The sequence below is a fragment of the Streptosporangium lutulentum genome, from assembly GCF_030811455.1.
Lineage (GTDB): Bacteria > Actinomycetota > Actinomycetes > Streptosporangiales > Streptosporangiaceae > Streptosporangium > Streptosporangium lutulentum.
In genome coordinates, this window is the sequence record NZ_JAUSQU010000001.1 from 1,311,947 (window position 1) to 1,325,922 (window position 13,976).

The 13,976-nt window shown below is 69.0% G+C and carries 11 protein-coding genes; 7 read left to right on the forward strand and 4 right to left on the reverse strand.

What is annotated here, in order from left to right; all coding sequences use genetic code 11:
* Positions 1–181 precede the first annotated feature (181 nt).
* The 7 genes from J2853_RS05420 (at position 182) to J2853_RS05450 (ending at position 8,306) form a co-directional block, all read left to right on the forward strand.
* A complete protein-coding gene (locus tag J2853_RS05420; RefSeq protein WP_307555568.1) occupies positions 182–865 on the forward strand; it encodes a M15 family metallopeptidase in 684 nt (227 codons plus the stop codon).
* 588 nt (positions 866–1,453) lie between these two features.
* Positions 1,454–2,467 (forward strand): methionine ABC transporter ATP-binding protein, encoded by a 1,014-nt coding sequence (locus J2853_RS05425; protein WP_307555570.1) that lies wholly within the window; start codon positions 1,454–1,456, stop codon positions 2,465–2,467.
* Positions 2,464–3,120 carry a methionine ABC transporter permease gene (locus J2853_RS05430; RefSeq protein ID WP_307555572.1) on the forward strand — a complete coding sequence of 219 codons (657 nt, stop codon included), beginning with the start codon at positions 2,464–2,466 and terminating at the stop codon, positions 3,118–3,120. The genes J2853_RS05425 and J2853_RS05430 overlap by 4 nt, the downstream gene beginning before the upstream one ends.
* Positions 3,121–3,188: 68 nt before the next feature.
* On the forward strand, positions 3,189–4,031 hold the full coding sequence (locus J2853_RS05435) for a MetQ/NlpA family ABC transporter substrate-binding protein (RefSeq protein WP_307555574.1): 843 nt from the start codon (positions 3,189–3,191) through the stop codon (positions 4,029–4,031).
* A 172-nt stretch (positions 4,032–4,203) separates the two neighbouring features.
* On the forward strand, positions 4,204–4,824 hold the full coding sequence (locus J2853_RS05440; RefSeq protein ID WP_307555576.1) for a hypothetical protein: 621 nt from the start codon (positions 4,204–4,206) through the stop codon (positions 4,822–4,824).
* Positions 4,825–4,976: 152 nt separating this feature from the next.
* Entirely contained in the window at positions 4,977–6,512 is a 1,536-nt protein-coding gene (locus J2853_RS05445) for an acyl-CoA synthetase (RefSeq protein WP_307555578.1), read from the forward strand.
* Between the two features lie 402 nt (positions 6,513–6,914).
* On the forward strand, positions 6,915–8,306 hold the full coding sequence (locus J2853_RS05450; RefSeq protein ID WP_307555579.1) for a S1C family serine protease: 1,392 nt from the start codon (positions 6,915–6,917) through the stop codon (positions 8,304–8,306).
* Between the two features lie 93 nt (positions 8,307–8,399).
* On the opposite strand, the gene cydC is transcribed toward J2853_RS05450, so the two are convergent.
* The 4 genes from cydC to J2853_RS05470 all read right to left on the reverse strand — a co-directional run bounded on the left by cydC (position 8,400) and on the right by J2853_RS05470 (position 13,941).
* On the reverse strand, positions 8,400–10,070 hold the full coding sequence (cydC, locus tag J2853_RS05455) for a thiol reductant ABC exporter subunit CydC (protein WP_307568612.1): 1,671 nt from the start codon (positions 10,068–10,070) through the stop codon (positions 8,400–8,402).
* Between the two features lie 69 nt (positions 10,071–10,139).
* Positions 10,140–11,972 carry a thiol reductant ABC exporter subunit CydD gene (gene cydD, locus J2853_RS05460; RefSeq protein WP_307555581.1) on the reverse strand — a complete coding sequence of 611 codons (1,833 nt, stop codon included), beginning with the start codon at positions 11,970–11,972 and terminating at the stop codon, positions 10,140–10,142.
* 7 nt (positions 11,973–11,979) lie between these two features.
* A complete protein-coding gene (locus J2853_RS05465) occupies positions 11,980–12,747 on the reverse strand; it encodes a cytochrome d ubiquinol oxidase subunit II (protein WP_307555583.1) in 768 nt (255 codons plus the stop codon).
* Positions 12,748–12,756: 9 nt separating this feature from the next.
* The gene (locus J2853_RS05470) at positions 12,757–13,941 is read right to left on the reverse strand and encodes a cytochrome ubiquinol oxidase subunit I (RefSeq protein ID WP_307555585.1); all 1,185 of its coding nucleotides are present in this window, start codon (positions 13,939–13,941) and stop codon (positions 12,757–12,759) included.
* Positions 13,942–13,976 lie beyond the last annotated feature (35 nt).

Below are 13,976 nucleotides of genomic sequence, written 5' to 3' on the forward strand. Positions count from 1 at the left end.
TCTCGGTCCGATCCCTGCGGATCGGACCGAGAACCGTTTTCGCCGTTCTCTCCATCCATGAAGAGCGACATGGATCCCACAAGCGGTGCTAACGGGCAAAGCACCAAGTTTGTCCTGAATGTTCTCTCCAGGAACGGTCAGGTGCCCGAAAGATCGCCAGAGAATGGAGCACGTGAGTGAAATGTCAGAAATAGTACTTTTGTCGGATCCTCGGATCCTCGAACTGAGAGTGGAGGAGTGCGGCGAACCTCTGGTCGACCTCCGTGAGATGGGGGTGTTCCGTATCGACATGCGGCTGGCGGACCCGGCGGGCGCCTTCGCTCACCTGCGGTCCAGTGTCGCCAGCAAGCTCGTGGCCGCGCAGACCCTGCTTCCGCGAGAACTCCGGTTCCTCGTCGTGGAGGGATACCGGCCGCCCGTGCTGCAGGAGCAGTATTTCTCCGAGTCGGTCGAGGAGTTGCGAGGACTCCACCCCGACTGGAGCGCCGAACGGCTCCGCTGCGAGGCCGGTCGTTACATCTCCCCGCCGGAGGTGGCGCCGCACGTCGCCGGCGCGGCCGTCGATGTGACCCTGTGCACGGACGCGGGGATCGAACTGATGATGGGAACGGAGGTCAACGCCACCCCTACCGGCCCCGACGGGGCGTGTTACACGGCGTCACCCGACATCTCCCAGGAGGCCAGGGACAACCGTCGCACCCTGATCGGCGCGTTGACGGCGGTGGGCCTGGTGAACTATCCCACCGAGTGGTGGCACTGGTCGTACGGTGACCGTTACTGGGCGTTCGTCACCGGCGCCCCCAGCGCGATGTACGGCGCGAGCGGTGGCTCCGGCCTGAACGGCACGAGCGTTCCGGCAGGGTGAGGTCTCGCGGGCGGGCGGTGAAGCCCCGTGAGCGGCAGCGCGGCTCGCGGGTTTTTTGACGTCCGCCCGCGCGGCCGGACGGCGTGGAATGGGCGGGCCGGGTCGGTTCGTTGTCCTTGTCGTCGCACGTGAGACGCCGGTCGGAGGAATACGGCGCCGGCCGTTCCGGAGGAGCCGCCAGGTTACATAAAGGGCACACTGGGACGAATCTTCGAAAATGGACTGTTGGAACGTGATCGCTATCACATAACATGTCGGGAATTAGGGTAAGCAGGTCACGTGTTGAGGCAGGCGTGAACGTGGCAGACGATGTCGGCATGACCCCGCAGGGCCGGGTCATGTGTCAAGGCATGTGTCAGGACGTGTGTATGGGGGCAATACCCCGCATGTGCTCTATGAGCTGCATGTGCTCGATGCGCTGAATTCTGCCCCCTGTCCGTTCCCTCCGTAAGGCCCTCAACCATGACCTGCACCGCGGACCATCTCGTCCTGCGTCGTCTGAGCCATCTCCCCTTCCACCCCGGCACGCGCTAGCCGTTTCCCCGTCTGAAGTCTTTTCGCCAGATTCACTGACGTTGGGGAACAGCTGTGATTGATGTGTCGGGCCTGAGAAAGGTCTATCGAGATCGGGGCCGCGAGGTGGTCGCCATCGACGGCGTCGACCTTCACGTCCGCGAGGGTGAGATCTTCGGCGTGCTCGGGCAGAGCGGTGCCGGGAAGAGCACTCTGCTGCGCTGCGTGAACCTCCTGGAGCGTCCCACCGCGGGCACCGTCTCCGTGGCGGGGCAGGAGCTGACCAGGCTGGGAGAGGGCGAGCTGCGCCGGGCGCGGCAGCGGATCGGGATGATCCACCAGCATTTCGCATTGCTGTCCTCCCGTACGGTCGCCGGGAACGTGGCGTTCCCCCTTGAGGTGATGGGAGTGGGGAAGGCCGAACGCGCCAAACACGTCGCCGAGCTGCTGGAGTTGGTCGGTCTGGCGGACAAGGCCAAGACGCATCCCGCGCAGCTGTCCGGCGGGCAGAAGCAGCGGGTGGGCATCGCCCGGGCGCTGGCGGGGAATCCTTCGGTCCTGCTGTCGGACGAGGCCACCTCGGCGCTCGACCCGGGCACCACGCAGTCGATCCTGGCCCTGCTCAAGAGACTCAACCGGGAACTCGGCCTGACCATCCTGCTGATCACTCACGAGATGAACGTCATCAAGTCGATCTGCGACTCGGCGGCCATCATGCGCGACGGCCGGGTCGAGGAGTCGGGGCCCATTCCGGAGCTGATCGCCAAGCCCGGATCCCGGCTCACCGCGGAGCTGTTCCCTCTTCCCGCGTCGGAGCCCGGCGCCGTCACGATCACCTTCACCGGACAGGCCGACGAGCCCGTGGTGTCACAGGTGGTCCGCACGTTCGACGTGGACGTCTCCATCCTCGGCGGGGTCCTGGAGGAGGTGGCCGGTGTCTCGGCCGGACGCCTTCGCCTGCGCCTCACCGGTGACGGGCGCGCCGCCGCTCTCACCTACCTGTCCGAGCGCGGCCTGCTGGTCGAGGAGACCCCGGAGACCGCGCGAGCCGGCGCCCCGGTCGCGTCGCAGGTGAAGGAGATCGCATGACCTGGGACGAGATGGCTCCGCTGCTCGCGGAGTCGACGCTGCAGACCGTCCAGATGATCCTGTTGTCCACCCTGTTCACGGTGCTGATCGGGCTGCCGCTCGGGGTGGCGCTGATCGTCACCGACCGGGGCGGGCTGTTCCCCTCTCCGGTGCTGAACCGGGTGCTGGGAGTGATCGTCAACATCGGCCGCTCGCTGCCGTTCATCGTCCTGATGATCGCGGTCATCCCGCTGACCAGGCTGATCGTGGGCACCACCATCGGCACCACCGCCTCGGTGGTCCCCCTGACGCTCGGCGCCGCGCCGTTCTTCGCCCGGCTGGTGGAGACCGCGCTGCGTGAGGTCGGCAGGGACAAGGTGCAGGCGGCCCAGGCCATGGGCGCCAGTCGTACGACCATCGTGGGCAAGGTCCTGCTGCCCGAGGCGATGGCGGGCCTGGTCGCGGGGCTCACCGTGACCGTGGTCGCGCTGATCTCCTACTCGGCGATGGCCGGGGCGATCGGCGGCGGAGGGCTCGGAGACCTGGCCATCCGCTACGGCTACCAGCGCTTCGAGACCACCCTCATGGTGGTCACCGTCGTCGTGCTGATCGCGATCGTCCAGCTCGTGCAGACCCTGGGCGACGTCGTCGCCCGGCGTCTCGCACACCACTGATTCTTCGTCATCGAGAGGACCCGCCACGAGCGGGGGCCTCTGTTTTTCCCACCCAAGAGGAGCACACCGTGCGTAAACTCTCCGCGATCGCATCCGTCGCGACCGCCCTGGTCCTGGCGCTCACCGCCTGCGGATCGTCAGAGCCCGCCACCGGCGGCGGGGCGACGACCGCAGCCTCGGCCCAGGAGACGCTCAAGGTCGGCGTCAGCCCGGTCCCGCACGCGGTGATCCTGAAGTTCGTCAAGGACAACCTCGCCGCCAAGGAGGGGCTGAACCTGGAGATCATCGACTTCGCCGACTACGTGCAGCCCAACGTGCAGCTCGACGAGGGCCAGCTCGACGCCAACTACTTCCAGCACCGGCCCTACCTGGACGACTTCAACGCCTCCAAGGGCACCAAGCTGACCTTCGTCCAGGCGGTTCACCTGGAGCCGCTGGGGCTCTACTCCAAGAAGATCACCGACGCCGCCTCGCTGGGCCAGGGCGCGACCGTCGCCCTGCCGAACGACGCCACCAACCTGGGCAGGGCGCTGAAGCTGCTGGCCGACAACTCCCTGATCACCCTGAAGGACGGCGTCGGCGTCGCGGCCACCGAGCGCGACGTGGCCGACAACCCCAAGAACCTGAAGTTCCAGCCGCTGGAGGCCGCGCAGCTGCCCCGCTCGCTGGAGGACGTGGACGCCGCCGTGATCAACGGCAACTACGCGCTGGAGAGCGGCCTCAACCCGGCCGAAGACTCGCTGGTGCTGGAGAAGGCCGAGGGCAACCCCTACTCCAACGGCCTGGTGGTGAAGGCCGGAAACGAGAACGACCCGCGCGTGGTCAAGCTGGCGAAACTGCTCGCCGGCCCCGAGGTGAAGCAGTTCATCGAGCAGACGTACAAGGGTGCGGTCATTTCCGCCACAAGCTGATGATCAACGGGCCACATCAATGATCATTTACGGCAATCTTATGGTTTATCCGGAAAGATTTCTGATTTGATCATTGGTGTGGCCTCGTCTTTTAAGCGAGCTTTAAGTGGCTGTCAATCGGTAGGCCGTACAACGGGGATGTCAGAAACCTCACCCCCGAGAGGCCCTCGAAATGAGAATCACCACCCGAATCATGGTGGGCGCCGGCGCGGCCGCCCTCCTCGCGGTAGGCGCCCCGGTCGCGGCCAACGCCGCCACCCCCGGCCCCAACCCCGGTCAGGTCGTCACCGTGATCCCCGGCGGGTCCGGCTTCGGCTCCTCGTCCTCCTACGACACCTGGGGCTCGTACTTCTCCAGCGACGGGAAGGCGCGGGCGCAGGGCAAGGTCATAGTGAAGAAGACGTCCCAGAAGCAGTGGTACTGGAAGACGGAGTACAAAGTCGTCAAAGAGTGCAAATGGCACAAGGGCGACAAGAAGTGCCACTGGGTAAAGAAGCCCTACAAGAAGCACGTGTGGAAGTGGGTTCACGAGTACAACTACACCGTCAGCAGCACGCTCAAGAACTCCAAGTGGTGGGGTGACCCCCGGTACCGCTGCGCGTGGGAGACCTTCAGGGTCGTGAACTTCAACGGTTCGAGCTCCTACAAGAGCTTCAAGAACTGCGGCAAGTCCACCGCGTCCTACTCCTTCAGCGGCAAGAACGCCAAGGACATCTACGTCAAGGTGAGCCGTGGCAGCTATGGCGAGCCGAAGGGCTACCACGGCAGCTGGAAGTCCATCTACAGCGCCTGATCCACCCGCAGTCACCCTTGATCCGCCTGTGGCCGCACCTGGCCGGCGACGGATCCACCCCCGAATGCAGGGCCGTGACCTCCTCCGAGGTCGCGGCCCTGCCGCGTTGTGGCACTTCTCACCGAACATCAAACCGAGTAATGTTCGGTTTTATGCACCCCGGAGCCATCGCGGCCGTTCTGCCGGACAAACCCGCTGTGATCATGGCGGGCTCAGGGAAGGTCGTCACCTTCCGGGAGTTGGACTCCGAGTCCAACCGTCTCGCCCACCTGTTCCGCGCGTCGGGGCTGCGGCCGGGTGACCACATCGCCTTCATGCTGGAGAACCATCCGCTGTTCCTGGTGGTCGCGTGGGCGGCGCACCGCTCGGGTCTGTACTACACGGCGATCAGCTCGCGGCTGAAGAGCGACGAGCTCGCCTACATCGTGGACAACTGCGAGGCCCGGGTCTTCATCTCCTCCGCGGGTCTGGCCGACGTGGCCACCTCGATCGCGGACGTGACGCCGAAGGTCGAGCTCAGGCTCATGCTGGACGGCGTCGCCCCCGGATTCGACTCCTACGAGGAGGCGGTCGCCGCCCACCCGGTCACGCCTCTCGACGACGAGTGCCAGGGCATGGACATGCTCTACTCCTCCGGCACCACCGGGCGGCCCAAGGGGGTCAAACCCTCCCTTTCCCGGGCGCCGATGGACGCGCCGGGAGCGTTGCTGCAACTGATCCAGTTCCTGTTCGCGCCCTCGGCCGACAGCGTCTACCTCTCCACCGCGCCGCTCTACCACGCGGCTCCGCTGCGCTACTGCATGACCATGCAGCGCCTGGGCGTGACGATCGTGGTCATGGAGAGGTTCGACCCCGAGCAGGCGCTCGCGCTGATCGAGAGGTACGGGGTCACCCACTCGCAGTGGGTGCCGACCATGTTCATCAAAATGCTCAAGCTGCCGGAGGAGACCCGCGGGCGGTACGACCTCTCGTCGCTGACGTGCGCGATCCACGCCGCGGCCCCCTGCCCGGTTCCGGTCAAGGAACGGATGATCGAGTGGTGGGGACCGATCATCCACGAGTACTACGCGGGAACCGAGGGCAACTGCTTCCTCTACGTCGGCTCCGAGGACTGGCTCAAGCACAAGGGCACGGTCGGCCGCCCGCTGCTCGGCGTCACGCACATCTGCGACGAGGAGGGCAACGAGCTGCCGCCGCGCGAACACGGCACCGTCTACTTCTCCGACGGCCCCCGGTTCGTCTATCACGGTGACGAGGACAAGACGAAAGCCTCGCAGGATCCGCAGGGCCGGGGCTGGACCACCCTCGGCGACATCGGCTACCTCGACGAGGAAGGCTTCCTCTACCTCACCGACCGGCGCTCCTACATGATCATCTCGGGCGGGGTGAACATCTACCCGCAGGAGGCCGAGAACATCCTCTCGATCCATCCGAAGGTGGCGGACGTGGCGGTCTTCGGCGTCCCCGACGAGGAGATGGGCGAGCAGGTCAAGGCCGTCGTCCAGCCGGTCTCGATGGACCTGGCGGGTCCCGGGCTGGAGGCCGAGCTGATCGAGTACTGCCGCTCCCAGCTGGCGCCCTACAAGTGCCCGAAGTCGATCGACTTCCGTGAGGAACTGCCCAGGCATCCCACGGGCAAGCTCTACAAGCGCCTCCTTCGCGACGAGTACCGGCCCGCCAAGCCCTGAATCGACCTCCCGGACGAGCGCGCCGCCCGCGCTCGTGGAGCGATGCCGGGTTCCGGCCGGCCTTCGGCCGATACGGCAGTGCGCCGCCCGTGCTCGCGGAGCGGTGCCGGGCTCCGGCCGGCCTTCGGTCGATACGGCAGCGCGCCGTCCGTGCTCGCGGAGCGATGGAGGCGGCCCTCGCGTCATCCGCGGGAGACCCGGTGAGAGCTGTTTTTTTCGTCGTCCGGCGCCCGCCGATCCTGGCTCTGACCACGACTGATAAAGCGGTTGTCAGAAGAATTGGATCATCCCGATCATCCGCTTAACCAGGTCTTATACGCTCTCGGGCATTGTTTGGGGTACCGGGAGACACCGGTCGCCGCTCCGGTGACGCGGGAGCGGACGTAGGACTTGGGGGAAGACATGGACCCGAACAAGGATGAGCAGGAGATCACGCCGGCCGCGGCGACCCCCGGGAACGACGGCTGGAGCCAGTTCGGCAAGGTTCCACCGCGTGCGGGTGCCTACGGGGCTGAAGGAGTGACCGGGCCGCAGCCGACGATGATCCACCCGACGCCGGAGCCGTACGCCGCCGGGACGTTCGGAACACCGGCGGCGCCCGCCCAACGAGGCCGGATCGGCACGGCGAAGAAACTGGGTACCGGGCTGGCGTTGGCCGCGATGGCCATCGGCGGTGGTGTGGCGGGGGCCTTCGCCGCTACCAGCTTCAGCGGTAGTCCCACGATCGCGGCCTCCTCCTCCAGCCCGGTCGTCAGCCCTGTCAGCAGGGTGACGACGGTCGCCGACGTCGCCAAGGCCGTCCAGCCCTCGGTGGTGTCGATCCAGGTCAAGACCGCGAACGGCGGCGGAGAGGGATCCGGCGTCGTGTTGTCCGAGGACGGCCGGATCCTGACCAACAACCATGTGGTGGAGGCCGGGGGGCAGGGCGGCCAGATGACCGTCAAGTTCAGCGACGGCAAGACCGCCAGTGCGAAGATCATTGGTACCGACCCGACGACCGACCTCGCGGTCATCAAGGCGGATGACATCTCCGGCCTCACCCCGGCCTCGCTCGGGGACAGCGACGCGCTCGAGGTGGGCGACTACGTGCTCGCCATCGGCAGCCCGCTCGGTCTGTCCGGCTCGGTCACCGCCGGGATCGTCAGCGCGCTGAACCGCACGCTGACCGTCGGGGACGACGAGGGGCCGCAGCAGCAGATGCCGCCGGGCTGGCCCGGTGGCGGGCAGCAGTTGCCGCCGGGCTGGCCCGGTGGGCAGGAGCAGGGCGGTGGCGGGCCGGAGCAGCAGCAGCAGGGGAGCGGCGCCACCACCATCGGCGGCGCGATCCAGACCGACGCGTCGATCAACCCGGGCAACTCGGGCGGCGCGCTGGTGAACGCCTCCGGCCAGGTGGTCGGCATCAACACCGCCATCGCCACCAACGGCGGCGAGGGCAGCATCGGTGTCGGCTTCTCCATCCCGATCAACACCGCCAAGCAGGTCGCCCAGCAGCTCATCGACAACGGCAAGGTCTCCCACGCCTTCCTGGGCGTGAGCCTCACCGACGCCACCGGAGACGCGGGCGGCGCCCTGATCGCCCAGGTCACCGCGGACAGCCCCGCCGACAAGGCGGGACTCAAGCAGGGCGACCTGATCACCAAGATCAACGCCACCCCGGTCGAGGACGGCAACACCGTGGTCGGCGCGGTGCGCGGGTTCAAGCCGGGACAGAAGGTGGTCGTCGCCTACGTCCGCGACGGACAGCCCCACACCGTCACCGTGACCCTCGTCGAGGCGCCCGCGCCCTCGCAGTGACCCTCGGGGGAGTGGTCGGAGAGTCACCCCACAGACAGATGTGCCGTCGGAGCCGCTGCGGATCCGACGGCACATCTTTTTTTCGCGGGGCCGTCACCGTCCGGCGGTCAGCGCCTCCGAGTGCCACAGGTCGCGGTAGTAACCGGGGGAGTCCACCAGCTCCTCATGGGTGCCCCGCTGCGCCACCGAGCCGTTCTCCAGCACGACGATCTCGTCCACCCGCTCGAGCCCGCGCAGGCGGTGCGTGACCAGCAGCGTCGTGTGACCGTGGGTCGCGTCCAGCAGGTCGGCCATGAGGGCGTCCGCGGCCGTCTCGTCCAGCGCCTCGGCGGGCTCGTCCAGCAGCAGCACCGGGGGATCGTTGAGCAGCGCCCGGGCCAGCGCGAGCCGCTGAAGTTGCCCCCCGGACACCGTCCGCCCGTCCTCGCCGAGCACGGCGTCCCACCCGGTCCGTTCCACCCACCGCTCCAACCGCGCCCGCCGTACGGCCTCCGCCAGCTCCTCGTCGCCGGCCTCCGGCCCGGCCAGCCGCAGATTGTCCTTCAGCGACGCCTGGAACACGTAGGGATCCTGGGTCAGCCCCGTCATCATCCGCCGGGTGTCATCGGCGGACAGCTCCGCGATGTCCACGCCGCTCAACCGGATCGTCCCGGACTCGGGCTCCACCAGGCGCATCAGGGCGGACAGCAGGGTGCTCTTGCCGGCGCCGCTGGGGCCGACCAGGGCGACGCGCCTGCCGGGGGTGAGGGTCAGGCTGACGCCGTTCAGCGCGGGAGCGCGGTCGGCGCTGTGGCGGACCACCAGGTCCTCGACCTCGACGGTCGGCGGCCCCTCGGGAACGGAGGCGGGCGTGGCCGGTTCGGTCACGGCGGGCGGGGTCGCGCGGACCTCCCTCAGGCGGCGCAGGGCGGCGAGGACGCCGGTCAGCCGCTCGGCCGCGCCGGCCATCGGCAGGACGGGTTCGAACGACACCAGCGAGGTCAGCGCGAGCACCGCGACGGCGACCGGGCTCGTTCCGGCGCTCTGTGCGACTCCGACGATCGCCGCCACGGTCAGGCCCTGGGTGAACATGCCCAGCCCGCTCGCCACCGCGTTCGCCCGCGACCGCCGGCGCTCCAACGCCGCCAGGCGGGCATCGGCCTCGGCCGCGGCGGCCAGTGCCCGGTCGTTCGCCCCGTAGGCGGCCAGGTCGGCGGAGCCGTGCACCAGGTCGGCGACCCGGGCGGCCAGATCGGCCCGCGCGGGTGCGATCCGCGCCGACCAGCGCCGCGCCGCACCGGCCGCACCGGCGGGAATGAGCACGCCGGCCACCAGCAGCCCGGCCAGCAGCACCAGCGCCGCCGCCGGAAGCAGGAACAGCCCGATCACGACCGCCGCCACGCCGGTCACCAGCGCGGCAGCCGCCGGAAGCAGGCAGCGGACCAGCAGGTCCTGCACCGCGTCGGTGTCGTCGACCATCCGGCTGAGCAGGTCCGCCCCCCGCTGGTTCAGCGGTCCGGCGGGGATGAGCGCCTGGTAGAGGCGCTCCCTGGTCGCCGCCTGGGCCCGCAGCGCGACCTCGTGCCCCGCCAGGCGCTCGCCGTACCGGAAGACGCCCTTGGTCGTCGCGAACGCCCTGACCCCGACGATCGCCACGCTCAGCGCCGCCAGCGGCGGCTGTTCGGCGGCCCTGGTGATCAGCCATGCCGCCGATCCGATCAGTCCGACCCCGGCCAGTTCGGCCGCCGCTCCCGCCGCCGCGGCGAGGGCCAGCCGTCCACTCATCCGGTTCACGGGGTCTCCTCGGCCTTCCACGTCGGGTTCACGGGGTCTCCTCGGTCTCGCGTGTCGAATTCACGAGGTCTCCTCGGCTTTCCGCGGCGGAACACCGCCGGCCGTGTCGCGTCCGGCGTAGGCCGCCCGGCCGGCTCTCGGGCCGGCCGCCAGGTCGGACACCACCCGGCCTTCGGTGATCCTGATCACCCGGTCGGCCAGGTCGATCATCGCCGGCCGGTGGGCCACGATCACGGCGGTACGGCCGTCGGCCAGATCGCGGGTGGCGGTCACGACCGCGCTCTCGCTGCGGCCGTCGAGCCGGGCGGTCGGCTCGTCCAGCAGGAGCAGGCCGGTCGCCGGGCGGCAGAACGCGCGGGCGAGCGCGACCCGCTGCCGCTGCCCGGCCGACAGGTTCGCGCCGCGCTCGCCGAGCATCGTGTCGTAGCCGTCGGGCAGCGTGGCCACGAACTCGTCGGCGTGCGCGGCCTTCGCCGCCGCTCTGACCTCCTCGATCGTCGCGTCCGGGGCGCCGAGCCTGATGTTGTCGGCCACCGAGGCGGCGAAAAGGTGCGGGCGCTGCGGCACGAACGCCAGCCGGCCACGCCAGGAGTCGTGGCCGGTGAGCTCGACACCGTCGATCAGCACCCTGCCCGAGGCGGGGGTGACGAAGCCGAGCAGCAGGTGGAGCAGGGTGCTCTTGCCCGCGCCGCTCTCGCCGACCAGTGCCACCCGCTCGCCGGGGGCGATCACCAGCGAGACGTCCTCGAGAGCGCTCTCCTCGCGGTCCGGATAGCGCACGGTGACGTTCTCCAGCCGGATCTCCGGCGCCGCCCCCGCCCCCGTTCTCGTCCCCGCGTCCGCGCCCGCTCCCGCTCCCGCGACCGGCCCCGTAACCGCTCCCGCGACCGTTTCCGTCCCCGTCCCCGAGCCCGCGTTAGCGTTCGCGCCGGACGGGCCGTCCTGGTGGGACGGAGGCTTCACCGGCCCGTCCAGTACGGCGAAGGTCTCGTCGGCCGCCGCGACCCCCTCCATCGCCGCGTGGAAGGTGTTGCCCATGTTGCGCAGCGGCAGGTACGCCTCCGGTGCGAGCAGCAGCACCAGCAGGGCGGTCCGCAGGTCCAGCGACCCGGACAGCAGCCGCAGTCCCACCGGCACCGCGACCAGCGCCAGTGACAGCGACGCGGCCAGCTCCAGCACCAGCGACGACAGGAACGCCACCCGGAGCGTGCGCATCGTCGCGCTCCTGTGGGCCTCGGACACCTGCCGGATCACCTCGGCCTGGAACCGGGCCCTGCCGAAGGCCCGCAGCGTGGGCAGGCCCCGCACCACGTCGAGGAAATGGCCGCCGAGGCGGGACAGCGCCCGCCACTGGCGTTCGGTGACGGCCTTGGTGTGCATGCCGACCAGAGCCCCGAAGATCGGGATGAGCGGCAACGTGATCAGCACGATCACCGCGCTGGCCAGGTCGGCGGTGAACAGCCGGATGAGCACGGCGATCGGCACGACGCCCGCGACCGCGACCGCCGGGAGGTATCCCGACAGGTAGGGATCGAGAGCGTCCAGGCCGCGGCCGGTCAGCGTCACGAGCTCGCCCGAACGCTGCGAGGCCGGTCTGGCGGGGCCCGCCTCCTGCAGCCGCGACAGCAGCCGGTGACGCAGGACCGACTTCACACCGGTGGTCGCGCGCCCGGCGGCGACGCCCTGCAGCAAGGTGAACAGGGCCCGGACACCGACGACCAGTGCCAGAAGGATCAGGGCCGAGGTCGCGAACCGCCCGGACAGCACCCCGGCGAGCAGCTCCGCCTGGACGAGGACGAGCAGGCCCGCCAGCACGGCGGCGGCCAGACACAGGGCCAGGTGCCGGCGGACGGCCCGCTCGCTCCGGGCCAGCCGTACAAGATCCTTGTGCATGTGAACCTTAGAAGAACGACGGGATCCGGTCGGCGGCACGCCGGGGACCGAACGTGCGCCATGTCCATACTTGCGCACCCACCATGACCGGTGCGAACGGCAGGATCATGACACTCAACACACTCAGCGTCCCGGTGGGCGCGACGTGGTCCAGCAGCCACGGGGCCGCCGCGACGAGCAGCACCGCGACGGGCGCACCGGCCGCGCACGCCGAGGCCAGGAGCGCGCGACCGGTGCGGCTCGCACCGGTCACCTGGCCGGGCAGCAGCCAGGAGGCGAAGGTCCAGCCGTGGAAGGCGAGCACCGCCGCGACGATCAGCCCGCCACCCAGGCCGAGCAGGCTGATCGACGGCCCGGACAGGCCGCCGGCCAGGGCGACCAGCGCCGTGCCCCAGCTCAGCGCCAGACCGTACGAACCGATGCAGATCATCCAGTCCCAGCCCGCTCGCCAGGCGGGGCCGTCGAGACGACGCCGGAACCACAGCCCGGCGTCGCGCAGGATCCACGAGACCAGCAGGGAGACCACCAGCGGGTAGAGGCCGAACAGCACGTCTCCCTCGATCGAGGGGAAGACGCCGAACAGCACGCCCGCCACGGCCACCAGCCACACCTCGTTCGCCAGGACGAACGGCGCCATGGCGGAGACGATCCTGTCCCGGTCCTTCTGCGTCCTGCCGAGTACGGGCAGCAGCATGCCCAGGCCGATGTCGAAGCCCTCCAGGGCGAAGTAGCCGATCAGCAGGAGGGCGAACACGCCGAACCAGAGGATGTCCACGGTCTCTCCCTAGTAGCTGAGCGCGTGCGCGCGCTCGGTCGAGTCGGCGGGACCGTCCGCGCCGAGGGCGATGGCGGCCGGACCACGACGGACGGTGCGGGCGATCAGGACGTAGTCGACGACGGCGAGCAGGCCGAGCACACCGGCGAAACCGATCAGCGAGGCAGTGATCATCCCGGAGGTGAGGCCGGGGGACATGGCGTCGGCGACGGTCAGCTTGCCGTAGATCAGCCAGGGTTGCCGGCCCGTCTCGCGGACCAGCCAGCCGAGGATCGCGGCCAGGAACGGCAGGGGGGTGATCGCCATCAGGATCGGCTGGGCCCAGCGCCGGCGCGGCAGCCAGTACACGGTGGGCAGCAGCACGAACATGATGAGGAACTGGAGCAACTGCCCGATTCCGATCATGGAGCCGAGCGAGATCCCGGTCAGCGGCGAGGCTTCGAACTTGTCCGGCTGGAAGGTGGAGAGCGGTGCGAACTGGGCGTAGCCGAAGCCGACCGTGATCAGCGAGCCGACGAACGCGGTGACGATCCCGAGGCGAAGTGAGCCGGTGAAGAACTCCCGCTCGGCGGTCCTCTTGAACAGGTGGTAGGCGCTGGCCCCCATCACCACGAAACCACCGGTCCACAGGCCCGCGCCGATCACGTGCGGCAGCGCCAGGGTCAGCATGGGGTTGGTGACCAGCGCGCCGAAGTCGGTCAGGACCAGGTGGTCGCCCCGCTCCACGGCTCCGGCGGGATTCTGCAGGAACGAGTTGGCCACCATGATCCAGAAGGCGGAGGCATAGGCGGTCAGCGCCACCAGCCAGATGCAGGCCAGATGGAGCCACTTGGGCAACCGGTGCCAGCCGAAGATCCACAGGCCCAGGAACGTGGACTCCAGGAAGAACGCGACGAGCGTCTCGATCGCGAGCGGGGCGCCGAAGATGTCTCCGGCGTAGTGCGACAGGCCGCTCCAGCTCAGGCCGAACTGGAACTCCATCACCAGTCCGGTGAAGATGCCGAGCGCGTAGTTGATCACGTAGATCTGGCCCCAGAAGCGGGTCCTGCGCTCATGGAGTGGCTTGCCGGTCATGACATAGCGGGTGTGCATGATCGCGATGAGGGGGGCCAGGCCCAGGGTCAGCACGACGAACAGGAAGTGCAGACTCCCCGTCACGGCGAACTGCGTCCGGGCCAGGTCGAGCACATCCATGACGTCGCCTCCTTTGTTGTGTTTGCCTACCTATA

What these genes read in the sequence shown, in the direction of transcription:
- J2853_RS05420 (WP_307555568.1), top strand. Translation starts at nt 182, where the DNA reads ATGTCAGAAATAGTACTTTTGTCGGATCCTCGGATCCTCGAACTGAGA.
- J2853_RS05430 (WP_307555572.1), top strand. Translation starts at nt 2,464, where the DNA reads ATGACCTGGGACGAGATGGCTCCGCTGCTCGCGGAGTCGACGCTGCAG.
- J2853_RS05440 (WP_307555576.1), top strand. Translation starts at nt 4,204, where the DNA reads ATGAGAATCACCACCCGAATCATGGTGGGCGCCGGCGCGGCCGCCCTC.
- J2853_RS05445 (WP_307555578.1), top strand. Translation starts at nt 4,977, where the DNA reads ATGCACCCCGGAGCCATCGCGGCCGTTCTGCCGGACAAACCCGCTGTG.
- J2853_RS05450 (WP_307555579.1), top strand. Translation starts at nt 6,915, where the DNA reads ATGGACCCGAACAAGGATGAGCAGGAGATCACGCCGGCCGCGGCGACC.
- cydC (WP_307568612.1), bottom strand. Translation starts at nt 10,070, where the DNA reads ATGAGTGGACGGCTGGCCCTCGCCGCGGCGGCGGGAGCGGCGGCCGAA.
- cydD (WP_307555581.1), bottom strand. Translation starts at nt 11,972, where the DNA reads ATGCACAAGGATCTTGTACGGCTGGCCCGGAGCGAGCGGGCCGTCCGC.
- J2853_RS05470 (WP_307555585.1), bottom strand. Translation starts at nt 13,941, where the DNA reads ATGGATGTGCTCGACCTGGCCCGGACGCAGTTCGCCGTGACGGGGAGT.